24 protein-coding genes are annotated in these 25,244 nt (G+C 43.0%); 16 read left to right on the forward strand and 8 right to left on the reverse strand.

Going from position 1 to position 25,244, the window contains the following annotated elements; translation table 11 throughout:
- Nucleotide 1: 1 nt before the first annotated feature.
- Complete coding sequence (gene sbcD, locus CYG50_RS02050; protein WP_102139005.1) at nucleotides 2-1,216, reverse strand: exonuclease subunit SbcD; 1,215 nt, start codon at nucleotides 1,214-1,216, stop codon at nucleotides 2-4.
- Between the two features lie 286 nt (nucleotides 1,217-1,502).
- Between sbcD and phoB the strand changes: the two genes are divergently transcribed.
- From phoB to nadS, 5 genes are all read left to right on the forward strand, one after another.
- Entirely contained in the window at nucleotides 1,503-2,192 is a 690-nt protein-coding gene (gene phoB, locus CYG50_RS02055; RefSeq protein ID WP_102139006.1) for a phosphate regulon transcriptional regulator PhoB, read from the forward strand.
- Nucleotides 2,193-2,215: 23 nt separating this feature from the next.
- Nucleotides 2,216-3,526, forward strand: a complete 1,311-nt coding sequence (phoR, locus tag CYG50_RS02060; protein WP_102139007.1) for a phosphate regulon sensor histidine kinase PhoR — start codon at nucleotides 2,216-2,218, stop codon at nucleotides 3,524-3,526.
- A 490-nt stretch (nucleotides 3,527-4,016) separates the two neighbouring features.
- A complete protein-coding gene (brnQ, locus tag CYG50_RS02065; protein WP_102139008.1) occupies nucleotides 4,017-5,342 on the forward strand; it encodes a branched-chain amino acid transport system II carrier protein in 1,326 nt (441 codons plus the stop codon).
- A 162-nt stretch (nucleotides 5,343-5,504) separates the two neighbouring features.
- A complete protein-coding gene (locus CYG50_RS02070; protein WP_164454990.1) occupies nucleotides 5,505-5,828 on the forward strand; it encodes a type II toxin-antitoxin system RelE/ParE family toxin in 324 nt (107 codons plus the stop codon).
- Between the two features lie 168 nt (nucleotides 5,829-5,996).
- Nucleotides 5,997-6,299: a NadS family protein gene (gene nadS, locus CYG50_RS02075; RefSeq protein ID WP_004905562.1), complete on the forward strand. Its 303-nt coding sequence runs from the start codon at nucleotides 5,997-5,999 to the stop codon at nucleotides 6,297-6,299.
- 41 nt (nucleotides 6,300-6,340) lie between these two features.
- Here nadS and ggt read toward each other — a convergent pair whose 3' ends face one another.
- The 3 genes from ggt to CYG50_RS02090 all read right to left on the reverse strand — a co-directional run bounded on the left by ggt (nucleotide 6,341) and on the right by CYG50_RS02090 (nucleotide 9,792).
- A complete protein-coding gene (gene ggt / locus CYG50_RS02080; protein WP_102139009.1) occupies nucleotides 6,341-8,107 on the reverse strand; it encodes a gamma-glutamyltransferase in 1,767 nt (588 codons plus the stop codon).
- 239 nt (nucleotides 8,108-8,346) lie between these two features.
- A complete protein-coding gene (locus CYG50_RS02085; RefSeq protein ID WP_004905550.1) occupies nucleotides 8,347-8,949 on the reverse strand; it encodes a peroxiredoxin C in 603 nt (200 codons plus the stop codon).
- A gap of 231 nt (nucleotides 8,950-9,180) precedes the next feature.
- A complete protein-coding gene (locus CYG50_RS02090; protein ID WP_102139010.1) occupies nucleotides 9,181-9,792 on the reverse strand; it encodes an acyl carrier protein phosphodiesterase in 612 nt (203 codons plus the stop codon).
- Between the two features lie 495 nt (nucleotides 9,793-10,287).
- On the opposite strand from CYG50_RS02090, the gene queA reads away from it, so the two are divergent.
- From queA to pgpA, 11 genes are all read left to right on the forward strand, one after another.
- Complete coding sequence (gene queA / locus CYG50_RS02095; RefSeq protein ID WP_102139011.1) at nucleotides 10,288-11,358, forward strand: tRNA preQ1(34) S-adenosylmethionine ribosyltransferase-isomerase QueA; 1,071 nt, start codon at nucleotides 10,288-10,290, stop codon at nucleotides 11,356-11,358.
- A gap of 89 nt (nucleotides 11,359-11,447) precedes the next feature.
- Entirely contained in the window at nucleotides 11,448-12,575 is a 1,128-nt protein-coding gene (gene tgt / locus CYG50_RS02100; RefSeq protein WP_102139012.1) for a tRNA guanosine(34) transglycosylase Tgt, read from the forward strand.
- A 94-nt stretch (nucleotides 12,576-12,669) separates the two neighbouring features.
- Nucleotides 12,670-13,002: a preprotein translocase subunit YajC gene (gene yajC / locus CYG50_RS02105; protein WP_004905542.1), complete on the forward strand. Its 333-nt coding sequence runs from the start codon at nucleotides 12,670-12,672 to the stop codon at nucleotides 13,000-13,002.
- Between the two features lie 26 nt (nucleotides 13,003-13,028).
- Complete coding sequence (secD, locus tag CYG50_RS02110; RefSeq protein ID WP_102139013.1) at nucleotides 13,029-14,876, forward strand: protein translocase subunit SecD; 1,848 nt, start codon at nucleotides 13,029-13,031, stop codon at nucleotides 14,874-14,876.
- Between the two features lie 10 nt (nucleotides 14,877-14,886).
- A complete protein-coding gene (gene secF / locus CYG50_RS02115; protein WP_004905538.1) occupies nucleotides 14,887-15,855 on the forward strand; it encodes a protein translocase subunit SecF in 969 nt (322 codons plus the stop codon).
- A 245-nt stretch (nucleotides 15,856-16,100) separates the two neighbouring features.
- Nucleotides 16,101-16,550 (forward strand): transcriptional regulator NrdR, encoded by a 450-nt coding sequence (gene nrdR, locus CYG50_RS02120; protein ID WP_102139014.1) that lies wholly within the window; start codon nucleotides 16,101-16,103, stop codon nucleotides 16,548-16,550.
- Nucleotides 16,551-16,555: 5 nt separating this feature from the next.
- The gene (ribD, locus tag CYG50_RS02125; RefSeq protein WP_102139015.1) at nucleotides 16,556-17,671 is read left to right on the forward strand and encodes a bifunctional diaminohydroxyphosphoribosylaminopyrimidine deaminase/5-amino-6-(5-phosphoribosylamino)uracil reductase RibD; all 1,116 of its coding nucleotides are present in this window, start codon (nucleotides 16,556-16,558) and stop codon (nucleotides 17,669-17,671) included.
- 90 nt (nucleotides 17,672-17,761) lie between these two features.
- A complete protein-coding gene (gene ribH, locus CYG50_RS02130) occupies nucleotides 17,762-18,235 on the forward strand; it encodes a 6,7-dimethyl-8-ribityllumazine synthase (protein ID WP_004905531.1) in 474 nt (157 codons plus the stop codon).
- Nucleotides 18,236-18,338: 103 nt separating this feature from the next.
- Nucleotides 18,339-18,755: a transcription antitermination factor NusB gene (gene nusB / locus CYG50_RS02135; protein WP_036958557.1), complete on the forward strand. Its 417-nt coding sequence runs from the start codon at nucleotides 18,339-18,341 to the stop codon at nucleotides 18,753-18,755.
- A 243-nt stretch (nucleotides 18,756-18,998) separates the two neighbouring features.
- Nucleotides 18,999-19,982, forward strand: coding sequence for a thiamine-phosphate kinase (gene thiL / locus CYG50_RS02140; protein ID WP_102139016.1), 984 nt, complete (start codon nucleotides 18,999-19,001; stop codon nucleotides 19,980-19,982).
- Between the two features lies 1 nt (nucleotide 19,983).
- Nucleotides 19,984-20,502, forward strand: a complete 519-nt coding sequence (gene pgpA, locus CYG50_RS02145; protein ID WP_102139017.1) for a phosphatidylglycerophosphatase A — start codon at nucleotides 19,984-19,986, stop codon at nucleotides 20,500-20,502.
- Nucleotides 20,503-21,265: 763 nt separating this feature from the next.
- Here pgpA and CYG50_RS02150 read toward each other — a convergent pair.
- From CYG50_RS02150 to CYG50_RS02165, 4 genes are all read right to left on the reverse strand, one after another.
- Complete coding sequence (locus CYG50_RS02150) at nucleotides 21,266-22,591, reverse strand: MFS transporter (protein ID WP_102139019.1); 1,326 nt, start codon at nucleotides 22,589-22,591, stop codon at nucleotides 21,266-21,268.
- Between the two features lie 79 nt (nucleotides 22,592-22,670).
- Complete coding sequence (gene fixX / locus CYG50_RS02155; protein WP_102139020.1) at nucleotides 22,671-22,958, reverse strand: ferredoxin-like protein FixX; 288 nt, start codon at nucleotides 22,956-22,958, stop codon at nucleotides 22,671-22,673.
- Entirely contained in the window at nucleotides 22,955-24,241 is a 1,287-nt protein-coding gene (gene fixC, locus CYG50_RS02160; RefSeq protein WP_102139021.1) for an FAD-dependent oxidoreductase FixC, read from the reverse strand. Before fixC ends, fixX begins: the two co-directional genes overlap by 4 nt.
- A 53-nt stretch (nucleotides 24,242-24,294) precedes the next feature.
- Entirely contained in the window at nucleotides 24,295-25,236 is a 942-nt protein-coding gene (locus CYG50_RS02165; RefSeq protein WP_102139022.1) for an FAD-binding protein, read from the reverse strand.
- Between the last annotated feature and the right edge of the window lie 8 nt (nucleotides 25,237-25,244).

Genomic DNA, 25,244 nt, shown 5'->3' on the forward strand with positions numbered 1-25,244 from the left:
ATTAACTTTCCTTGCTCATTTGTAATGCGTCATAAGATTGTTGAAATAGCTGCACTAGGCGCTGTTCACGCTCAGGATCCTCTAAAGACTCTTGGGCAAGGCGACGTAAAAAAACATCTTCTACAGTGAGTTCACTTAATGTTTCATTGGCTAAGGTTTGGCTTTGTCCCTGTATTTGCTTACGTGCACGGCGCAGTATCACGACTTCAACAGGGAGATCTTGTGTCAACGCTTCAATACGCTGTTGGATATCAGCGAGGTAATCTTGTGAAGCAACTTCAATATCTAACCAAACAGGTTTATCTCCTAGGTAATCTTTCCATGCTTCTAATTGCTGTTCTATTTGGCTTAAGGAGCCTTTAATGCTTTGCAATGGCTGAATAATAGGGATGTCCAATGGGGTGATTTGAGTCAATTCGCTTCCGGTGAATTCAACAAGGCAGACACTTTTTTGTTGTGCTGTTTCGTCAAAACTCAATGCAATAGGTGAGCCACAGTAGCGAATATTTTCTTGCCCTCCAATCACTTGGGGACGGTGAATATGGCCAAGGGCAATATAGTCAGCAGGGGGAAAAGCCCCAGAAGGAAACGCATCTAACGTACCAATATAAATATCTCGAACGGAGTCCGTTAAGGCTGCACCGACAACCGTTAAATGGCCAGTGGCAATAATTGGAATATCCAGCCCCAATGCGGTTCGCTGTTCTAGCGCGAGTTGGTAGCTGGCTTGGTAATGATCATGAATAGCGGTTTGTAGTGAGCGTTGTTTATCTTCACTATTTTGCCCTGCAATACTGAGCTGGATATCTCGAGGACGTAAAAAAGGGATGGCACAGACGAGGCCAATAGGTTGTTCCTGTTTATTTACTAAAGTAATGACATGCGGTTCACTTCCAGACGTAATAACCTGTGTATTCAAATAACTAAGTAGAGCGCTTGATTCATTGAGTACAGAAACCGAGTCGTGATTTCCACTTAAAATTACTAGCTGGCAGCCTGTTTTTTGTAAATCAACAATAAATTTATTATACAGTTCACGTGCATAGCTCGGTGGCGAACCGGTATCGAAGATATCACCTGCAACGATGACAGCATCAACTTGGTGTAATTCCACTTGTTCCACAAGCCAGTTTAAGAAATGTTGGTGCTCAGGCGCACGGCTTTTGGTAAAAAAATACTGACCAAGGTGCCAGTCTGAGGTATGAATAATGCGCATGAGTTATCAATTCCTATCATCAATAATGTGCATGAACGTTCGATAATTAAGTATACCCGATCCATATCACTCGTTGAGGGATGTTTGCGACTTTATTACCTATTACTATATTGCGGAACTATGTCGTCGCGGAACTATGTTGCGGAAATATTTCACTTAAATGACATTTAACCGTTAAAATAAAGATTAATATGAGTTTCACCCATTGATATTCATAATTCTGTCATAAAAGTGACGCATAATGCTTTCACATTTTAAATGTCTTCTTAATTTTACAGGAACAATCATGGCAAGACGCATTCTAGTTGTTGAAGATGAAGCGCCCATCCGAGAAATGGTTTGTTTTGTATTAGAACAGAATGGTTTTCAGCCTATTGAAGCTGATGATTATGACAGTGCGATTGCACAACTCGTTGACCCGCTACCTGACCTCGTACTACTGGATTGGATGATCCCCGGTGGCTCTGGGATCCAAGTCATTAAACATATGAAACGTGATAGCGCAACACGTGACGTTCCTGTCATGATGTTAACTGCACGAGGAGAAGAAGAAGACCGCGTAAAAGGTTTGGAAGTTGGCGCGGATGACTATCTTATTAAGCCATTTTCACCGAAGGAATTAATTGCTCGGGTAAAAGCAATCTTACGTCGTATCTCCCCAATGGCGACGGAAGACATTATTGAAATGAATGGGTTAATGTTAGACCCTACCTCTCATCGTGTCACCAGCAATGAAATCCCTATCGATATGGGCCCAACTGAATATAAATTACTCCATTTCTTTATGACTCACCCTGAACGCGTATATAGTAGAGAACAGCTATTGAACTATGTATGGGGTGCCAATGTGTATGTGGAGGATAGAACTGTTGACGTGCATATTCGGCGGCTAAGAAAGGCACTAGAGACGGAAGGCCATGATAAAATGGTGCAAACTGTACGTGGTACAGGTTATCGTTTTTCTGTCCGTTACTAAAGACCACAAAGGGAGAGCCATGCGTGCTTGAACGTTTATCGATTAAGCAGCTGATTTGGGGGCTGTTTTTATTTATCTTACCCGCCCTTATCTTATCGGTTTTTATTGGCCACCTAGCGTGGCTATTAGTGATCTCGCTACTTGCTGCACTGATATGGCATGGGTATAACTTGCTCAAGCTTTCTTACTGGTTATGGTTAGATAGAAGTATGCTCCCCCCCGAAGGGCGAGGTGGGTGGGAACCGATATTTTATGGTATCTACCAGATGCAGCAACGTAATCGAAAACGCCGTCGTGAATTAGGCCAGTTAATTAAACGGTTTCGTAGTGGTGCAGAATCACTACCTGATGCCGTCGTAATGATGACAACCGAAGGGAATATCTTTTGGTGTAATCGCCATGCTCAGGCTTTACTCGGCTTCCGTTGGCCTGAAGATAACGGACAGCATATTTTTAATTTATTACGTTACCCAGACTTTAGCCGCTACTTCACCATTAAGCGTTATGACCAAGCGCTAACTATTGAGCTCAATAGTGGTGAAATCGTTGAGTTTCGTATCTTGCCGTATACCGAAGGGCAGTTATTGATGGTTGCGCGGGATGTGACAGAAAAACGTCGTTTGGAAAAGGCGCGTAGGGACTTCTTTGCAAATGTGAGCCACGAATTACGGACGCCTCTTACGGTTATTCAAGGTTATCTTGAGGTGATGGACGACCAAGAAAACGTGACTGCGGTTAATAAGAAAGCACTGCATGTCATGCAAGAACAAACGCACCGTATGGATAACTTAGTTAAACAGCTTTTGCAGTTGTCACGTATCGAAGTTGCTCCTCAAATTAACCTTGATGAGCAAGTGAATATCCCTGTTACTCTCAAAATGATTGAACAAGAAGCACTCAGTTTAAGCCAAGGGCGCCACCAGTTTGAATTTCATGTTGATGAAAAATTGCGTGTCCATGGTAATGAAGAACAATTACGAAGTGCAGTGGCAAATTTAGTCTATAACGCGATTAGCCATACGCCTGAGGGCACAAAAATTTGGGTTGATTGGCAAAGAAGTGGGCAAGGGGCTCGCTTTAGTGTGAGAGATAACGGGCAAGGGATACCTGCAGAGCATATCCCTCGTTTAACGGAACGTTTTTATCGGGTAGATAAAGCGCGCTCTCGCCAAGGCGGTGGAGGTACTGGCCTTGGGTTAGCTATTGTTAAACATGCATTACAACATCATAGCAGCCAATTGGTGGTGACAAGCCAATTAGGTAAAGGTAGTGAGTTTTCATTTACTTTACCGCCAGTGCTAATTGTTGATGATAAAAAACTTAAAAGTGAGTAAATGAATCCACTTTATTAATATAATCAAGGTATTAATGAAGTGGATTATTTCTATTTATCAATGCATTTATGTGTTCCATTCAAAATATATATATTTAATGCTGATAATTGCCATCATGTTAATTATATGCTCTGTTAAATAATCAATTGTAATCACCAGAAAAAGATGAGTTGTTCATTTTTCGAGCAAAGCATATAACGAGTATTGGGATTTTACTGAAAGTAATCACTAGTTCTGAAAATTAGTTTAGTTATTTATTCTTGTTTTTCGGTTTGCTATTGCCTTTTTGCCCTATAAAAGTTCTACTTGTTGTCAGTTATTGGCGAATTTTTCTGTTTTTTGACTTTTCATTTCGTATGATGCAAGCAAATATACTTTTTTATATTGTTAACAGTATGTTTATCAGAATTCTATCTCGCTATATATATTTCAAAGGGTTGCTAAGTGTAAACCCATAATTTTCTATTTTGTCACTTAAAAATAACATAATATGGCTCATCGTTTATCATCAAGAGATATCATCGCATTAGGCTTTATGACTTTTGCGTTATTCGTCGGGGCAGGGAACATTATCTTTCCCCCTATGGTTGGTTTGCAGGCAGGGGAACAAGTTTGGACTGCCGCACTAGGTTTTTTGGTTACTGGTGTGGGTCTACCTGTTTTAACGGTTATTGCGCTGGCTAAAGTAGGTGGGGGCATTGAAGCGCTCAGCACGCCTGTCGGCAAAACAGCAGGGTTACTACTAGCGGTTGTTGCTTATTTGTCTGTAGGGCCGCTATTTGCCACACCAAGAACGGCAACTGTGTCCTATAAAGTCGGCATCGCACCTTTATTCGGTGGTGAGTCCGATTTGCTGTTACTGATCTACAGCGTGGTTTACTTCGTTCTCGTTATCGGTATTTCATTATACCCAGGAAAATTGCTCGATAGCGTTGGGCACATTTTAGCGCCTGTAAAAATGTTAGCTCTGGCTATTTTGGGTATTGCGGCTGTTATGTGGCCAGCGGGGGACCCGATCCCTTCTACAATAGAATACCGTGAGATGGCTTTCTCGAACGGCTTTATCAATGGTTACCTGACAATGGATACCCTCGGTGCGATGGTATTTGGTATCGTTATTGTTAATGCTGCGCGTTCAAGGGGTATCGAAAATTCTTCATTATTAACCCGTTATACTATGTGGGCAGGGTTAATTGCAGGGGTATTATTAACGCTGGTCTATTTGTCACTGTTTAAGTTAGGTGAGAATAGTGGTTCGTTAATTCCAAACCCTGCGGATGGCGCTGATATTTTACATACCTATGTCCAATATACTTTTGGTAATTATGGTAGCTTCTTCCTTGCGGTATTAATCTTTGTTGCTTGTATGGTAACGGCTGTAGGCTTAACGTGTGCTTGTGCAGAGTTCTTTAGCCGCTATGTACCGATCTCTTACCGTAAACTGGTGCTGATCCTGGGTGTGTTCTCTATGGTGATCTCAAACTTAGGTTTAAGTAAGCTAATCGCCTTCTCATTACCGGTGCTAGTTTCAATTTATCCACCTTGTATCGTATTAATTTTATTAAGCTTTACTTTGAAGTGGTGGAAAAACCCTACGATAGTGATTGCACCGACAATGTTAGTCAGCTTTGTGGTCGGTCTAATTGGCGCCGTAAAAGCGTCAGATCATCTGAAAGGTTATATTCCTGAATGGATGACTGCAATGCCACTGTATAAGCAAGATTTAGTCTGGGTATTACCAACTGTTGTTGTGATGGTCGTGGCAATTTTATGCGATAAGTTTGTGGCACCCGCTGCGCAGCATAAACAAGTATAGTAATTTCAATTATTGAATCGAAGGGCCGCTAATGTTAGCGGCCTTTTTTTGTGTAACCAGAGCGGTTACATAACTCGTTTTGAATGGGGCTAATGATATTTTTTTGTTGAAGTTAGTACGGAGTACTAGTAGATTGGATAGGAAATGCGCAAGGAGGTGCAAATGAATTATTTAGAGTTTGTTGAAACTAGAATTTTTAGTCAGCAACGTAAACTAATTATGGAAGATAATGAATTTCAATTATTTCAGGCCTTCTTATTAGAAAACTATGAGTATGGTGACGTAATAAGCCGCTCTGGAGGATGTAGAAAAATACGTTGGAGAGCCTTAAATAAAGGAAAACGTGGTGGTGTTAGGGTTATCTATTATAACAGAACCATGAGCGGTAGGTTGTATTTGCTTACGATTTATACTAAGAACGCAAAGGAAGATTTGAATGAACAAGAAAAAGCGATTTTACGAGCAATCATTCAAAAGCTTGCTTAATGGTTAAATATACTCGTAATCTTTCAAGTTGCAGCGGTGTTGATTACGCTCAGATAGCCGAGTCACATAGTTTATCTATGCTTTCCGTCTATCTTCCTTTATCACCTAACTGCCGCTCGAATTATTTAAAATATAGAATTGAATGAGTTATGTAATAAGGATAATGGTATGGGAAAAAAGCTTTTTGACGATTTAGTGAGTAGCTTAGAAGAGATGGTTGCTATCGAGAAAGGTGAATTAGTTCCTGCTAGTGAAAATATTCATCGCTTCGAACTACCAGATGTTAAAGCTATTCGTAAACACTCTGGTATGAAACAACAAGAGTTTGCAGAAGCGATAGGTTCTAGTGTTGATTTGGTCCGTAGCTGGGAACAACAACGTCGGTTTCCATCAGGAATAGCCCTCAAATTGTTGTATCTTTTAGAAAAGAAACCAAGCCTGATTAATGAGTTGAGGGCCATTCATATTTAATCCAACCCCATAAGTGAAGGGGTTGGATCCTTCGACAGCGATTAATCAACCCCAACTGCACTACCTGCTGGACGGCGTACATCGTTAGAGCCATAAATAAAACCTTCGCGAACTTTTCCAGATACAGCTGAATCATTACCGGAAGATTTAGCACTGACGCCCGCGCCTTCTGGGATCGCGACCATAATCAACTCAGCGGCACCCCATGGTGTTTGTTCAACCATCTTGTATCCCATTTTGTCCAGCAGCGCTAAGGTGTCTTTAGAAACGCCTCTTTGCTCATAATAAACCTCATCAGGGAGCCACTGGTGGTGAATGCGTGGTGCATTAACCGCTTCTTGTGGCGGCATACCATGGTCGATAATATTTAAAGCGGTTTGCAGCGTAATTGAAATAATCCGTGAGCCTCCCGGTGAACCGAGAACTAAAAATACCTTGCCATCTTTCGTCACGATAGTCGGGCTCATGGAGGATAATGGGCGCTTACCTGGAGCAATAGAGTTGCGTTCCCCTTGTACTAAGCCATATAAATTCTTCTCGCCGACTTTCGTGGTGAAATCATCCATTTCATCGTTTAAGAAGAACCCTGTCCCCGGAGGGATAACGACGGAACCAAACCGGCCATTAATCGTGTAAGTCGTTGAAACAGCATTTCCTTTTTCATCTACTACAGAGTAATGCGTTGTCTCTGGTTTTTCGTGTGGCCCTATTCCCGGTTGAACTTGGGTTGATGGCGTTGCTTGATTGGGTTTGATTTCTTTACGTAACTCTTCCGCATAGGCTTTACTCAGTAATTTTTCCGTCGGGTTATCGACAAATTTAGGGTCACCTAAGAAGGTATTTCTATCCATGTAAGCATGGCGCATTGCTTCTGTAAGAGTATGAATATAGTCCGCAGAGTTAAAGCCCATTTCTTTGAGGTCATACCCTTCTAAGATATTAAGCGTTTGGCAGATAGTTACCCCGCCTGAACTAGGAGGTGGTGCTGAAATAAATTGATATCCTCTATAGGTGCAGCTCACTGGCGCTGTATCTGTGATGGTAAAATCCGCAAAATCTTTTGCTGTCAAAATCCCGCCATTTTTCTTGGACGCTTCTTCAACAATTTTGGGGATTTCTCCTTCATAAAAGGCAGATGGGCCATTTTTGGCAATTTTTTCTAGTGTGTTAGCTAAATCGGTTTGGACTAATAAGTCGCCTGGTTGGAAGGCACTGCCATCTGGTTTTAAGAAGATACGCGCGACTTCTGGGTCTTGTTTAAAACGTTCTGTTGTGGTGTCGAGAACATCGGTATCTGCACGGGTTAGAGTAAAACCTTCCCTTGCTAATTTGATAGCAGGAGCCATCACCTGCTGGCGGCTCATCGTACCATATTTTTCTAAGGCATAATCGAGGCCTTTGACTGTTCCGGGTACGCCAGATGCGAGGTAGCCATACAAGCTGGCATCTTTGATAAGCTGACCATCTTTATCTAGATACATATCTGCGCTAGCGGCACCAGGGGCAGTTTCTCTAAAGTTGATGAATAAATCTTTGCCATCGGCTAGGTGAATGGTCATAAAGCCACCACCACCGATATTGCCACAACAAGGGTTAACAACCGCTTGTGCATACCCTACCGCAACCGCTGCATCAATGGCATTGCCGCCTGACTTTAGAATATCCGCTCCAATTTGTGATGCTAAGTGTTGGGAAGAAACAACCATGCCTTTTTTCGCTTCAACCGCAGGTTCGGAGGCGGCATATAGTTGACTGGTAAGGAATAAGGAAAGAAGTAGAACCGCAGGGCGTAATGATGTTTTTATCATTCGTATCTCCCAGTTAAGGTTAATTGAGGTGTTCTATTGCACAAATATTCAATATGAATAATTTGTTAATTATTTGTGTTTTTAATGTATAGCACACAATAATACAAAACATTGAGTATTTGAGTTAAGAATTGTTAACTGAGTGGAATAATTGCGAGTAGGAAGAGAAAAGATAGACTTGGTTCACAAAAAGTAAAAAGCGGGCCTAATGCCCGCTTTTCAAAAACTCGCGTAACGAATTACAGTTTTGCAGAGTTTTTAGTCAGGTAGTCAGCAACGCCTTTTGGAGATGCATTCATACCTTCTTGGCCTTTTTCCCACTGAGCTGGGCAAACATCTCCGTGCTCTTCGTGGAATTGCAGCGCGTCAACCATACGCAGCATTTCGTCAATGTTACGGCCTAATGGCAGGTCATTAACGACTTGGTGACGGACAACGCCGTTTTTGTCAACGAGGAAAGAACCACGCAGTGCAACGCCTGCATCTGGGTGTTCGATACCGTAAGCTTTGATGATTTCACGTTTGATATCAGCAACCATTGGGTATTTAACTTCACCAATACCGCCGTTATCGACAGGTGTTTTACGCCATGCGTTATGAACAAACTCAGAGTCAAAAGAAACACCAACAACTTCTACGCCACGTTTTTTGAATTCTTCGTAGCGGTGGTCGAATGCGATCAGTTCTGACGGACAAACGAAAGTAAAGTCCATTGGCCAGAAGAAGATCACAGCTGGACGGCCGTTCAGGTGGGTTTTCAGGTTGAAGTTATCAACAATTTCACCATTACCTAAAACAGCTGCAGCAGTAAAGTCAGGGGCTTGACGTGTTACCAGAACCATAATTTACTCCTATGAGTTTGAATTAAAGTTTTTTGTCCTGTCTATTTATCACCGATGATTTAATCACTGATAAATAATGTGGACATAGACTTCTAAAAGAATAGAAAAATATCTTTTGATAATAAAGACATTTAAACCGATTATTGTGATAGGTTTTGACTATCAATAATACTGGTTTATCAAATTAATATCAATAAGATAGTTTTATTCCACTAAAGTGCAAGCTTTAATTTATTCCTTTGTGTTAATTGTGACACTCTGTACAAAAAAATGTTGCAGCGCATTGGCCATCATTTGTGGGTAAAATTGAAAAAAAATATTTTCCAACGCATCATACTGCAATAAAAAGTCGTTAAATGAACCACTTAACGCACTGAGCTTGGGACGCCGTTTTGCCATTCCATTGAGTGATTTTCCAATATAATTTTTATCTGCGTAGTGTATCAGCCACTGTTGGGGCCAAAGATATTCATTTAGCTCCTGAAACTTTTCAGGGGTATGACAAAGCTGAGGCTCAATTATTTTTCGGCAGTCCCGTACAAAGTCCGCTAGCGGTATTGATGGCTCAATAGTTGACCAATGCAAAGATAAAAAATGGTCCCAAACTAAATCTAATGTAATAGGAGCGACTCGACGGTATTCCTCGCGAAACAGTAGTTTAGCTTCTTTGACTAAAGGGTGGGTATCTGTAGTGCGGTCGACGGCTCGATGCATAAAGATACCAGAGACAATGTCGGATGAATAAAGGCCCGTAGGGTTACCGCGGACATAGTCAGCCATGATGTTGCCGAGCAAGGAGCTGTCAGCGAGGTGGGCCAGGTGGAGGTGAGCTAAATAATTCACTTTAAAATGTCCGTCGTCTTTCAAACCACAGGGGTGTTAGCTTCGTAAAGCCACCCGAATCACATACTCATGTATGCTCATCGGGATATCTTTACTTGCTGCCTACCTGTGATTCGAAATCCATAGGACATGCAGCGCAGCTTAGCTAGCTTTTTGATTGCTCAAACTATAGCAGTAATTATGTTGAATTCGAAACTCACAGGACATTACTTGGCAGAGGAATAAAGAATTCCTCTAATTCGAAATTCATGGGGTATATTTATTTAGTAGAAAAAGAAAAAGAAAAAGAAAAAGACGGAAGTTAATGTGTCATAAAAGTTGAGTAAAATTGAAATAATTCATTCTTTGAATGGATAAATAGCGTACAGAATTTTTTACTAACAAAATATTTGTTAAATAATGGTGTTTTTTTGTGCGATTTTGCGCTTATTTCTTGCGCCAAAGTCGGTGCGGCACTAGACTAGTCGCCTGTTTTTTTAGATTGATGTCAATACAATGCGTGTTTCTGATTTTACTTTTGAATTACCTGAAGAACTAATTGCCCATTATCCACAGGCTGAGCGTAGCGCTTGCCGCTTATTAAGCTTAGATGGTGGCTCAGGGCAGCTCACGCATGGTGTTTTTACCGATATTCTAGAAAAATTGGAGCGCGGTGACTTGCTGGTGTTCAATAACACTCGCGTGATCCCTGCACGGTTATTTGGGCGTAAAGTTAGCGGCGGTAAAATTGAAGTTTTGATTGAGCGTATGTTGGATGAACACCGCGTACTTGCTCATGTTAGGGCATCAAAAGCACCAAAAGAAGGGGCTGAATTACTGCTAGGCGAAGATGAAAGCGTGAAGGCAACGATGGTTGCGCGTCATGGTGCATTGTTTGAACTACGTTTCGACGATGAACGTGATGTATTAAGCATTCTAAACCAAATTGGTCATATGCCTCTGCCGCCTTATATCGATCGCCCTGATGAAGAGTCAGATAAAGAACTTTATCAAACCGTGTATAGCGAAAAACCGGGTGCTGTGGCAGCACCAACGGCAGGCTTGCACTTTGATGAACCGTTACTTGAAGCATTGCGCCAAAAAGGCGTAGAAATGGCGTTTGTGACATTGCATGTGGGAGCCGGTACTTTTCAACCTGTGCGTGTTGATACTATCGAAGATCACATTATGCATTCGGAATATGCAGAAGTGCCACAAGAGGTCGTAGACGCTGTTTTAGCCTGTAAAGCACGAGGCAATCGCGTTATTGCTGTTGGAACGACGTCTGTTCGGTCGCTAGAAAGTGCCGCAAAAGTGAGCCAAGGTGCTTTAATTGCTCCATTTTTTGATGATACCCAAATCTTTATTTACCCTGGGTATGAATATCAGGTGATAGATGCGCTAATCACCAACTTCCACTTACCTGAATCTACATTAATTATGTTGGTTTCTGCGTTTGCTGGATACAAAAACACCATGAATGCGTATAAAGAAGCGGTGGAACAAAAATACCGTTTCTTTAGTTACGGTGATGCGATGTTCATCACGCCGAATGCGCATGCCAGTTCCGAGAAAATTGGTGAGTAATCAGTTTTAAGCGGTGGCAGCAGCTGCTTGCTTAGCAAATTAATATTATCGATAGCAACAGACTGTTTTTCTGCTGCTAGGAGGCAAATGTGAAATACGAATTACAGACGACCGATGGCAATGCACGCCGTGGTCGCTTAGTGTTTGAGCGCGGCGTGGTGGAAACCCCTGCATTTATGCCAGTAGGAACCTACGGTACGGTTAAAGGCATGACTCCCGAAGAAGTCAAAGAGACTGGCGCGCAAATCTTATTGGGGAATACTTTCCACCTGTGGTTACGCCCAGGTCAAGAAATCATGAAGTTACATGGCGACCTCCATGACTTTATGCAATGGCAAGGCCCAATTTTGACCGACTCAGGTGGTTTTCAGGTCTTTAGCCTTGGTGCGATGCGCAAAATTAAAGAAGAAGGTGTGCACTTCCGTAACCCTATCAACGGTGAAAAGGTCTTCTTAAGCCCTGAAAAGTCGATGGAAATCCAGTATGACCTCGGCTCAGACATTGTCATGATTTTTGACGAATGTACGCCATACCCTGCGGATTGGGACTATGCAAAGACATCAATGGAAATGTCGCTGCGTTGGGCTGCACGTAGCCGTCAACGTTTTGACGAACTGAACAACAAAAATGCACTGTTTGGTATCATTCAAGGCAGTGTTTACGAAGATTTACGTGATATTTCAGTTAAGGGGCTGGTGGAAATCGGCTTTGATGGGTACGCTGTAGGCGGCTTAGCCGTAGGCGAACCGAAAGAAGATATGCACCGTATTTTAGAACATGTTTGCCCGCAAATTCCGGCAGAAAAACCACGCTATTTAATGGGCGTAGGAAAACCGGAAGACTTAGTGGAAGGTGTTCGCCGCGGTATTGATATGTTCGATTGCGTGATGCCAACGCGAAATGCACGAAATGGACATTTATTTGTGACAAATGGCGTGGTAAAAATTCGTAATGCTAAGTATAAATCAGACACATCAACACTGGATGCTGATTGTGACTGCTATACTTGTCGTCATTATAGCCGTGCTTACCTGCATCACCTTGATAGATGTAATGAAATTCTTGGTGCAAGGCTCAATACCATTCATAATTTACGTTATTACCAACGCTTGATGGCCGGTATTCGCCAAGCCATTGAAAATGGGAATTTTGAAGAGTTTGCTAAAGATTTTTACCAAAAGATTGGTAAACCCGAACCTTCATTAAATATCGAGTGAATTTAAGTGCGAAATGCCACTAATCTGTGTAGCATATCAAACTTAGCTTTTTTGTATGTAAAATTGCTTTCAATAAAACAATGAGGAAAGTTGAATGAGTTTTTTTATTTCTGAAGCAGCGGCATCAGCAGGTGCACCAGCGCAAGGTAGTCCATACACGATGGTTATCATGCTTGTTGTTTTCGCGCTGATCTTCTATTTCATGATTTTGCGTCCACAGCAAAAACGTGCGAAAGAACACCGTAAATTGATGGAATCTATCACTAAAGGTGATGAAGTTTTAACAACTGGTGGTTTAATCGGACGTGTAACTAAAGTGTCTGAAACCGGTTATGTGGTTCTTGAGCTGAGTGAGAACACAGAAGTAACCATCAAACGTGATTTCGTTGCTGCTGTTTTACCTAAAGGCACAATGAAAGCAATTTAATTCTGATTCTCCCGAAGGGAACTGCCGTGCTAAACCGTTATCCTTTGTGGAAGTATCTGATGTTGATCTGTGCGATCCTCATCGGTTTGCTTTATGCGCTTCCAAACCTATATGGTGAGGATCCGGCTGTTCAGATCACTGGCGTGCGGGGAACCGCCGCCAATGAACAAACGCTGATCCAAGTCCAAAAATCGTTAAAAGACGATAAAATTGAGAGTAAATCTATCTCTCTAGAAAATGGGGCGATTTTAGCCCGATTCAACAACTCTGATGTTCAGTTACGTGCGCGTGAAGTGATCATGAATGCACTGGGTGACCAGTATGTTGTTGCATTAAACCTTGCACCTGCAACGCCTAAGTGGCTTGAAGCTGTCGGTGGTGAACCGATGAAGCTTGGTCTTGATCTGCGTGGTGGGGTTCACTTCCTGATGGAAGTTGATATGGACACTGCATTAGGTAAATTGCAGGAACAAAACATGGATGGTTTGCGTAATGACCTGCGTCAAGAAGGCATTGCGTACTCTTCTATTCGTAAAGGCAATGATTACAGCGTGGAAGTTCGCTTCCGTAACGCGGATGATCGTAGCCAAGCTGAAAAAGCATTGTCTCGTAAATACCCAAACTTAGTCTTTAGTGATGGCAGCGATAACACTATGATTGCTGTTATGACCGACGAGCGCTTACGTGAAGCACGTAACTATGCTGTTTCTCAGAACATTACTATTATTCGCAACCGTGTAAACCAATTAGGTGTTGCGGAGCCACTTGTTCAACGCCAAGGTGCTGACCGAATTGTCGTTGAATTACCGGGTATTCAAGATACCGCTCGCGCAAAAGAAATTTTAGGTGCGACAGCGACATTAGAATTCCGTTTGGTGAATACTTCAGTCGATTCTTCAGCAGCAGAAAGTGGCCGTGTACCAGGTGACTCAGAAGTTAAATATGACCGTGAAGGCATGCCTTACGTGTTATATAAGCGTGTGATCTTAACGGGTGACCATATTACCGATTCAACCTCTGAAGCGGATGAAAATGGTCAACCACAAGTGAGTATCAGCCTAGATAGTGCTGGTGGCTCTATCATGTCTGACTTTACGCGTGATAACCAAGACAAGCTGATGGCAACGCTGTTTGTTGAATACAAAGACAGTGGCAAAAAAGACGCAACAGGCCGTTCAATTTTGGTGAAAGATGAAAAAGTCATCAATGCGGCACGTATTTCTGCGCGTTTTGGTAGTAAATTCCGTATTACCGGTATTACTAACGGCACTGAAGCTCGCCAGCTTTCATTACTGTTACGTGCGGGTGCGTTGATTGCACCAATCCAAATTGTTGAAGAACGAACCATTGGCCCGACACTGGGTATGCAAAATATCGAGCAAGGGCTAAAAGCTTGTATCGCAGGTCTGTTAGCTTCTATCCTATTTATGATTATTTACTATCGTAAATTTGGTTTGATTGCGAGTAGTGCACTGTTGGCAAACTTGGTGTTAATTGTTGGTGTAATGTCCTTATTACCGGGCGCGACACTCACCATGCCAGGTATAGCCGGTATCGTGTTAACCCTTGCGGTTGCCGTCGATGCGAACGTTCTTATCAATGAGCGGATAAAAGAAGAGCTGCGAAATGGGCGGTCTGTCCAGCAAGCGATTCATGAAGGCTATAAAGGCGCCTTCTCAAGTATTACAGACGCAAACTTAACGACACTTATCACTGCGATTATTCTTTATGCAGTGGGTACTGGGTCGATTAAAGGCTTTGCGATTACGACAGCGATTGGTGTCGCAACCTCTATGTTTACAGCTATCGTCGGTACACGTGCTATCGTGAACCTGCTTTACGGCGGTAAACGTATTAACAAGCTGTCAATTTAAGGAGCACGTTGTGGCACAGGATTATACTGTTGAACAATTGAACTATGGTCGTAAAGTCTATGACTTTATGCGCTGGGACAACGTTGCCTTTAGTATTTCTATCGTATTACTGATTGCTTCTTTTGTGATTATTGGCGTCAAAGGTTTTAACTGGGGCTTAGATTTCACTGGTGGTACGGTCATTGAAATCAACTTAAGTCAGCCAGCTGATTTGGATAAAATTCGTGATAGCTTGTCTAACTCGAACCATAAAGATCCATTAATCCAAAACTTTGGTAGCAGCCGCGACATCATGATCCGCATTCCGCCAATTGAAGGCACTGCGGGTCAAGAAGTTGGGAAAGAAATTATCACAATCATCAACCAGAGTGTAGATGATAAAGCAACCGTTAAGCGTATTGAATTCGTTGGGCCGAGTGTCGGTGCTGAGTTGGCGCAAACAGGGGCTTTGGCTCTGTTAACTGCGTTGATTTGTATCTTGATTTATGTCGGCTTCCGTTTTGAATGGCGCTTAGCTGCGGGTGCGGTATTGTCACTCGCGCATGACGTGGTAATTACTTTAGGAATTCTGTCTCTGTTCCATATTGAGATAGATATGACTATCGTGGCATCATTGATGTCGGTTATCGGTTACTCACTGAACGACAGTATCGTTGTATCAGACCGTATCCGTGAGAACTTCCGTAAAATTCGCCGTGGTACACCATATGAAATCATGAACGTCTCTTTGACGCAAACATTGAGCCGTACCATCATGACATCAGCCACCACATTATTAGTGGTTCTGATGCTGTACCTATTTGGCGGTGCAATGCTGGAAGGCTTCTCATTGGTTATGTTAATCGGTGTAACTATCGGTACTATCTCATCTATTTATGTGGCTTCTGCATTAGCACTGAAGATGGGTATGAAACGTGAACACTTGATGCAAGCGAAAGTCGAAAAAGAAGGCGCAGACCAAGAGTCATTACTGCCTTAGTTTTAAAAACGATGAATAACTAAGTCAATTAGCACTCAAAATAGTTCGTGTTGTGAGTAGGCAGCAAGTGAACGATATCCCTAGGAGCATACAAAAGTATGTGACTAGGGTTAATAAGCGATGCCAACACCCCTACAACGGGAAATATGAAGAGCAGCAAGAGCACCCTAGGAGACATCTTCTAGGGTGTTTTTTCTTGCATAGTAGGGTAAACTACCTCCCCCTAAATAGATTCAGGAAACGCTATGCACTGCCCATTCTGCTCAGCTGTAGATACGAAAGTTATTGACTCGCGTCTGGTCGGTGAAGGGTCCCAAGTCCGTAGACGCCGCCAATGTTTACTTTGTCATGAGCGCTTCACAACCTTTGAAGTTGCTGAACTGGTCATGCCTAGGGTCATTAAAAGCGATGATATCCGCGAACCTTTTGATGAAGAAAAGCTTAATCGGGGTATGCAAAAGGCATTAGAAAAACGACCTGTAAGTTCTGATGCCATTGAACAAGCTATTATTTCGATTAAATCCCAGCTTCGGGCAACCGGGGAACGTGAAGTTCCGTCGAAATTAATTGGCAGTTTGGTTATGGATGAGCTGAAAAAGCTCGATAAAGTTGCCTATATCCGTTTTGCTTCTGTTTATCGCAGTTTTGAAGATGTGCGTGAGTTTGGCGAAGAAATCGCTAAATTACAGGATTAACGCCAATGATTGAACAAGACAACATTTATATGGCTCGTGCCTTTGAATTGGCACGAAAAGGGCGTTTTACCACATCACCTAATCCAAATGTCGGGTGCGTGATTGTGCGTGATGGTGTCATTGTTGGTGAGGGGTATCACCAAAAAGCAGGTGAACCCCATGCTGAGGTTCACGCATTAAGAATGGCCGGTGATAAAGCGCAAGGGGCAACAGCTTATGTCACCCTTGAGCCTTGTAGCCATCACGGCCGTACCCCGCCTTGCGCAGAAGCGCTGATCAATGCAGGTGTAAGCCGAGTCGTCGCTGCCATGCAAGACCCAAACCCTCAAGTTGCGGGCCGCGGTTTGTATATGTTGTCGCAAGCAGGAATTGAAACGCGCAGTAATGTTTTATTAGATGATGCAGAAGCGGCTAACCGCGGCTTCTTAAAACGTATGCGTACTGGCTTTCCCTATATTCAATTAAAACTCGCCGCTTCACTAGACGGCAAAACCGCCCTTGGAACTGGGGAAAGTAAATGGATCACCAGCCCCGCAGCTCGCAAAGATGTGCAAGCTCTTCGAGCCGAGGCTAGTGCTATCTTAAGTACCAGCAGCACCGTGGTTGCCGATGACCCTTCTTTAACGGTACGTTGGAAAGAATTACCTAGTAATATTCAGCAAATTTACCCTGAAGAACAAGTCCGTCAACCCATCCGCATTGTGCTAGATAACCACAATCGTGTGACTTCTGAGCATCGTGTCACTCAATTAGATGGCGAATGTTGGTTAGTGCGTTCAAACCCAGATGAAAATGCAGTATGGCAGGGGCAAGTTGAGCAAATCGCTATTCCTGCAGATGAAAACGGCACTGACCTCGTCATTTTGATGATGCAACTGGCTAAACGTAATGTGAATAGCATTTGGGTTGAGGCAGGGGCAAAACTTGCAGGCTCATTGCTTAAGTTAGGTTTAGTGGATGAGCTGATTGTCTATATTGCGCCTAAATTATTAGGAAATAGCGCTCGAGGCCTAGTGGACTTCCCACCGCTTAATGCCCTTATTGATGCGCCAAAGTTTGAATTTACAGAAGTGACACAAGTTGGGCCAGACCTACGTGTCAGGCTTCGTCCCGTATGGTAAGTGGTTTTTTTGAAAATCATACGTACGATACACGAAAGAATGTGATAAAATCCGCGCCCCGCGGGTTATAATTAATATTAGAGGAAGGCTATGAACGTAATTAAAGGTGTTGTTGCTGCGCCACAAGCGCGTGTTGCTATCGCTATCGCTCGTTTTAACAACTTTATTAATGATAGTCTGCTGGAAGGTGCTGTTGATGCGTTAGAACGCATTGGTCAGGTTTCAAATGACAATATTACAATTGTGTGGGTTCCAGGCGCTTATGAGCTACCGTTGACCACAAAAGCATTAGTTGAAACGAATAAATACGATGCAGTCATTGCATTAGGTACGGTTATTCGTGGCGGTACCGCTCACTTTGAATATGTTGCAGGTGAATGTAGCTCCGGCCTATCCCATGTCGCGATGAACAGTGAAGTGCCAGTGACTTTTGGTGTGTTAACCACTGAAAATATCGAACAAGCCATTGAACGTGCGGGTACTAAAGCAGGTAATAAAGGTGCTGAAGCTGCACTGACAGCACTGGAAATGATTAATGTAATTAAGGCCATCAAAGGCAAATAATACACAATTAGCTCTATGTTGCCGTTTTTTCGCCACAATGGTGTAGATAACGCAATGCAACAAGTGTTTTTTGTGTACAGTTTTTAAATTTAAGGGGAATCTTGTGAAACCTGCTGCTCGTCGCCGCGCTCGTGAGTGTGCTGTACAGGCCATTTATTCATGGCAATTATCTGGCAATCCAATTGCTGAAGTCGAATATGAGTTTATTGCTGAACAGGACATGTCAGACGTTGACGTAAACTATTTTCGTGAACTGTTATCAGGTGTTGCGACCAACGCGACAAAACTTGATCAACTGATGGCGCCTTATTTATCTCGTCAGCTCGAAGAGTTAGGGCAGGTAGAAAAAGCGATTTTACGTGTCTCCATGTTTGAATTAAGTTTCCGTGAAGATGTACCTTATAAAGTTGCAATCAATGAAGGTATTGAATTAGCGAAAGTTTTTGGCGCAGAAGATAGCCATAAATTCGTTAACGGTGTATTAGATAAAGCTGCACCTGCGGTTCGCCGTAAAAAATAATAATACCAGGGTTCCCTCCTGTTGCACTACGGTAATGAATAGGTAGGCTGGGTTCCAGTCTACCTTTGTGTTTATATGCTCGCGATATTTCAATGATAGGTGAGCGAAAAATAATTGTGGCCAATTAGATACGTTATTTAGGTTAGCAATTATGCATTATTTACCTATTATTGAATTATTAGGGTGTAAATTATTTGCTTCGTCTCAAACGAAAATAGATATAGCGAAAACGGAAAATCTACCATGTCATATGGCGAATTTGACCTCATCGCGCGTTATTTTAACCGTCAAACCACTAACCGACGTGATGTTAATATCGGTATTGGGGATGACTGTGCGTTGATGACCATTCCAGAAAAACAGCAACTTGCTGTAAGCACTGACACTCTTGTTTCTGGTATTCACTTCCTACCAACCATTTCACCAGCTGATCTTGCTTATAAATCATTAGCCTCTAATTTAAGTGACCTTGCGGCGATGGGGGCGGATCCTGCATGGGTTTCTTTAGCAATTACATCGCCTTGCGTTGATTGTGATTGGTTGCAATCCTTTAGTGATAGTTTGTTTGAACAGCTTAACTATTATGGAATGCAATTGATTGGTGGTGATACAACACGCGGACCAATGAGTTTAACCTACACGGTTCATGGCTTAGTACCAAATGGTAAGGCGATGTCTCGCGCAGGGGCGCGCAATGGTGATTGGATTTATGTCACGGGCACTCTAGGTGATAGCGCAGCTGGCTTAGCTATTTTGCAAGATAAGCTGAATGTTAAAAATGTAGAACATCAAGAATGGCTAATTGCGCGTCATTTACGTCCGCAGCCACGTATTTTACAAGGCCAAGCGTTGAGAAACCTTGCTTCTTCAGCAATTGATATTTCGGATGGTTTAGTTTCTGATCTTAACCATATCTTGAAAGCGAGTGGTTGTGGCGCACGCATTAATTTAGATGCATTGCCTCAATCAGAAGCGTTGAAACAAAGTTGTAGTATTGAGCAAGGGCGTTTATGGTCTTTGAGTGGTGGTGAAGATTACGAACTCTGTTTTACCGTTCCTGAAATTAATCGTGGGGCGTTAGAGATGGCATTAGCGCATACGGGATCAGGCTTTACGTGTATCGGGCAAATTAAGCCGCAGTCTGAAGGAATTAGCTACTTTTGCAATAACCAAGAAGTTGATGTAAACCTAAAAGGTTTCGATCATTTTGTTTCGGAAGGTGCATAGAATGGCAAGTCGCCAAGAAAAAGCAGAAGCAAAAAAACGGCTAAATATGCGTAATCCTTGGCACTTATTGGCTACGGGGTTTGGTAGTGGCCTTTCGCCTATTGTACCTGGCACAATGGGCTCTCTTGCTGCGATACCTTTTTGGTTATTAATGGCAAATATGCCAATTTGGAGTGTGTGGGTACTCATTGTAGTGGGTTTTTGGATTGGTTGCCTAATTTGCCAGCGCACTTCCGACGATATGAAAATTCATGACCATGGCAGTATTGTTTGGGATGAATTTATCGGGATGTGGATTACGCTAATGGCGATCCCTGTTGTTGATTATGAGTGGGTCATCACCGCATTCTTTATTTTCCGCATTTATGACATGTGGAAGCCATGGCCGATACGGTTTTTTGACCGAAAAGTCAGCGGCGGTTTTGGTATTATGATTGATGATATTATTGCCGCGATTTTTGCCTATGTGACTATTTGGTTGCTGGTTTGGTATGAGATCATGCCATTCTCAACCAACTAAATACGCGTCATATTTTGCGCTGTGGCGTTGTTGGCCGCGTTCATTCGCCCTAGTCACATACTTTTGTATGCTCCTAGGGTCTTATTCACTTGCCACCTAGCCACAACTCAAACTATTTAGCGTATTGGTATTTATCGTATTTCAAACTAAATACGCGTCATATTTTGGCTGTGGCGTTGTTGGCCGCGTTCATTCGCCCTAGCCATATACTTTTGTATGCTCCTAGGGTCTTATTCACTTGCCGCCTAGCCACAACCCAAACTATTTAGCGTATTGGTATTTATTGTATTTCAAACTAAATACGCGTCATATTTTGCGCTGTGGCGTTGTTGGCCGCGTTCATTCGCCCTAGTCACATACTTTTGTATGCTCCTAGGGTCTTATTCACTTGCCGCCTAGCCACAACCCAAACTATTTAGCGTATTGGTATTTATTGTATTTCAAACTAAATACGCGTCATATTTTGCGCTGTGGCGTTGTTGGCCGCGTTCATTCGCCCTAGTCACATACTTTTGTATGCTCCTAGGGTCTTATTCACTTGCCACCTAGCCACAACTCAAACTATTTAGCGTATTGGTATTTATCGTATTTCAAACTAAATACGAGTCATATTTTGGCTGTGGCGTTGTTGGCCGCGTTTATTCGCCCTAGTCACATACTTTTGTATGCTCCTAGGGTCTTATTCACTTGCCGCCTAGCCATAACCCAAACTATTTAGCGTATTGGATATAATTGCTCATCGTAGTAACTTCTCTTGCTTCTCTTACTTCTTTCCACGCCGAATACCCATCACTGAGGTTTGCGCTAAGGTTAAGCCTTTGGTTTCGGGGGCAAATAGAACTGAGACAATCAACCCTATAAGTGAAACACCCGCCCCCATCAGCACTACCGAACTGACGCCGTATTTAGTGATAAATAGCGGTAGCGCCCATGTTGAAAAAATGGTTCCAATCCTGCTGATGGACATAATTACCCTAACGGCAGAGGCACGGATATCTGTTGGGAATAGTTCATTAGGATAGAGCCATTGTAAAATACCGGGGCCGCCTGAAAAGAATGCGTAAATGCCAAACATAATAATCACAAGGCAAATACCGAGGTTTGAGAATAGCCCAAGTATCGCCAGTGCAAGAGTCATAATGGCAAAACTACCAATCAATAGTGGCCGCCGTCCCATTTTATTTAGCCAATACATCGCGGGTAAGCAGCCTAACATAAAGAATAGGCTGATAACCACGTTACCTAGTGCGGCATTTTTCCCTTGATCCCAACCGAGCTGGCCAACAATTTGTGGGCCAAAGGTGTAAATTGCAAACATCGGGATCACTTGGCAGGTCCAAATAATGGCAGTGAATAGAACGAAAGAAAAATGGCGCTTAGTGAATAACTGGAGGAAATGTGTTTTTTGTTGTTCTTCAGCTTCGAATACCACGGGCTGGCCAAACAGCTTTTCCATCATTTTTTCGCACTCTTTGACCCGGCCTTTACGAATAAGCCAAAGAGGGGACTCCGGTAAATCAAAACGGCCTATTAAAATGACGATGCAGGGGATAACTGCACTGCCAAGCATCCAGCGCCAGCCATCTTGAACGTCATACAGCATATAACCGACGAGATTGGCACAAGTTGCACCCACATACCACATTGCCGCAATAAAACCGACAGCAAATGCGCGTTGCTTGGTATTAGAGAATTCGGTGATCATTGATGTTGCAATCGGGTAATCTGCACCAATTACTATCCCGATTAAGAACCGCATGATGAGCAGCTCCATCGGTGTTGAGACAAACATGGTCGCAACAGAAATAGCACCAATGGCAACAATATCGATTAAGAACATTTTGCGGCGACCGACTTGGTCACAAATATAGCCGAATAGAGAGGTTCCTATGAAGAGACCTGCTAGTGTTGCAGCACCGAGTAAGCCAATCCATTCGCTACTTAAGCTTAATACAGGGGTAAGCTGTTCTAAAGCAACGCCAATCAGGACTAACACATAACCATCCAGAAAAGGCCCACCGCTACCCCACAGCATGATCCGCCGGTGAACGGAAGAAAATTGAATGTCATCAAAACTTTTTGGTTTCATTATGCATGTGTCCCCGAACAGCGCAAATAAGCGCTCAAAAGCTCTCGAAGCGCGTCACTTCGAGAGTAATACGAAATAATCAGCCGTAACGAAATTCAATGCCAAATGTGCCGCGTGGGTATTCCCATTTTTCTAATGCACTATCTAGGCCTAGAATACGGCAAGTGCCACATTCAAGGCAGCCTGCATAGTCGAAACGAACTGAACCATCTTCTTGTTTTTTATACAAACCTGCTGGGCAGGCTTTGGTTAATGTTTCAAGCACCTGCATGTCTGGATGCTCTTTCACAACAATATGTGGGTTTTCTTCATCGACATTAAATTTATTAATACCGAGTTTGATATCAACGTTGACTGGATTACTCATATTGCTCTGACTCCTTTGATTCCATCCTTGAGCAAATTCATAAAGCCCACTTTTTTCGCGTGTTGTAACATGGTCTTACGCAGCGGGATAGGAGCTTCATCTGAAATAGTGAATAGCTTTTTCGCAATACTGACAGCCATTTCTGGATAGGCAGAGAACATGCGTGGATTATCCAAAAATTCAGGCATTTTTTGGTACATATTCATATCACGAAGAGGGCCTTCGTTGAGTAATTTGAGGTACTCACTGAGTCCTTGTTTACTAAAGTCCTCTTTTTTCATCGCGTTGAGTACTGTATTTGCCGCGGCTTCACCTGAAGCGACCGCTAAGTCCATTCCGCGAATGGTAAAGCCTAAGTTCATACACATACCCGCAGCATCACCAGCAATTAAAACACCATCGCGTACCAATTCGGATTGCATTTTTAGACCCGCTTCAGGGACGACGTGTGCGGCATATTCGAGCATTTTCCCGCCTTCAATTAGGGGTGCGACGGCAGGGTGATTCTTAAAGTCTTCTAACATTTGAGGAACAGACTTTTTGGCGTCTTTTATGTGGTGTAAACCACAAACTAGACCTAAAGAAACCGTATCTTCGTTGGTATATAGGAATCCACCTCCCATTAGGCCATCAGTAGGAACCCCTGCAAATAACCATGCAACACCTTCTTTTTCTTTAAGATTAAAACGGTTAGCCAGGATATCTTTCGGTAGCTCAATAAGCTCTTTTACTCCAACCGCGACATGTTCCGCACTGACGCGCTTTGTCATACCAAGTTGTTCGGCAAGCAGTGAATTGACGCCATCCGCTAAAATGACCACTTTAGCTTCAAGTACGTCTCCATCAGCCTCAACACCAACTACCTTGCCATCGCGTTCAACTAACTTATCAACCCGAATCCCCGTAATACACTGTGCACCAGCATTTTCAGCTTGTTCAACTAGCCATGGGTCGAGTTTGCCACGTAGCACAGACCAAGAGGTTTCCTCTGGTTTTTGTTCAGCTGCATTTTGGAAATCGACGGTTACAGCGCCAGTTTCTGTCATGAATGACAGCTTTTCTCGGGTGATCATGCGTTCGATAGGTGCGTCTTGGGTAAACCCAGGAATGATCCGTTCTAAACTATGGGCATACATTCGCCCACCCGTTACGTTTTTACCGCCCGCGTAGTTTCCTCGTTCAATTAGGAGAACTTGAGCACCTTCACGGGCAAGTACCAGTGCAGCAACCGAACCAGCTAGGCCAGCGCCTACAATGATCGCATCAAAAATATCGTCGGACATAGTTTCTCCAAAGGTCACTAAACAGCGAGGCTAAAGCCCCACTGTTATTTGGTTTATTTAGCCAGTTGTTGAGTGAGTACCGGGAGGATTTTGAATAAATCCCCAACGATCCCATAGTCTGCGAATTGGAAAATAGGGGCATTTTTGTCTTTGTTAATGGCCACAATAATTTGGGCTCCATTTGCACCAACCATGTGCTGGATTTGACCTGAAATCCCTACTGCGAGATAAAGCTCTGGTTTGAGCATCAAATTGGAGATCCCAACGTAGCGCTCATGTTCCATCCATTTTTCATTTTCTGCGACTGGGCGTGAACAGGCAATTTCAGCACCAATGGTATCTGCTAATGTTTTGGCTATTGCAATGTTCTCTTGGCTACCAATCCCTCGACCCACACTGACTACCAGACGCGCTTTGTCTAGTTCAACGGAGTTACCTGCTTTTTTCTGAACCGAGGTACGTACAATAGATTGTTTTGGTTCGACCCATTGCACAGCTTGAGCCGTACCGCTACGTGATGCATCATTTTGTGCAGCTTCAAATGTACCTGTCGCGAGGGTGGCAATCGAAAATGAGCTCCCTAAGGTTTCTTGACCAAAGGCTAGACCACCGTAAACCATATGTTTAATAACAGGTTTTCCTGATTCGACTGTAATTGCTGCCGCATCGTTAGAAACGGCTGCTTGCAGTCTAGCGCCTAAACGTGCCGCTAATAATTTACCCCTACGGGTGTTAGGTAATAGCAATAAACCGTTATCGCCATGCTGTTTGATGGTTGAAACGATAGTGTCCGCATAATCTTCAATAATGCGATCGTCAGGTTTACCTGCCAGTTGAAAAACTTGCGTTGCACCGAGTTGGAAAGCTTGTGAGCTTTGTGTGTCATCAAGTGCTAATACATTGACTTGCTCTCCTAGAGCAAGGGCGCCACCGATAAGTTCAGGTAAGCGAGAAGTCATGTCACTAAATACCCAAACGGTTGATAATTTGCTCATAACGCCTC

The sequence above is a fragment of the Providencia huaxiensis genome, assembly GCF_002843235.3.
In the GTDB taxonomy this organism is placed as follows: domain Bacteria; phylum Pseudomonadota; class Gammaproteobacteria; order Enterobacterales; family Enterobacteriaceae; genus Providencia; species Providencia huaxiensis.